Origin of the sequence: Lysinibacillus sp. GbtcB16, from assembly GCF_019091145.1 — a bacterium.
In the GTDB taxonomy this organism is placed as follows: Bacteria; Bacillota; Bacilli; order Bacillales_A; family Planococcaceae; genus Lysinibacillus; species Lysinibacillus fusiformis.
Window position 1 is genome coordinate 1 of the sequence record NZ_JAGXJV010000927.1, and the last position, 232, is coordinate 232.

1 protein-coding gene is annotated in these 232 nt (G+C 46.6%); it reads right to left on the reverse strand.

Translation table 11 applies throughout. The annotated features are described in order from the left end of the window. Positions 1–36 precede the first annotated feature (36 nt). The gene (locus KVT27_RS26330; RefSeq protein ID WP_217582349.1) at positions 37–195 is read right to left on the reverse strand and encodes a hypothetical protein; all 159 of its coding nucleotides are present in this window, start codon (positions 193–195) and stop codon (positions 37–39) included. Positions 196–232: the final 37 nt, after the last annotated feature.

Below are 232 nucleotides of genomic sequence, written 5' to 3' on the forward strand. Positions count from 1 at the left end.
TGCCCTTTTATAGGGCGGACTCAATTCTGAGTGTCATTATTCTTCAGAGGAAGTATCATCATTGGCATTGGCTGTTGAGCTTTGAAGCAGGGAGCTCAGTTCCTCCACCTGCTGCTTCGCTTGGCTATCTTCCGCATTCGCCTCAGCTGCATTGATGGCATGACTTACCACATCGTTTTGATCGTTCGCTGGCATGTAGAATCACCTCCTCATTTTTCAACTAACTCAGTAT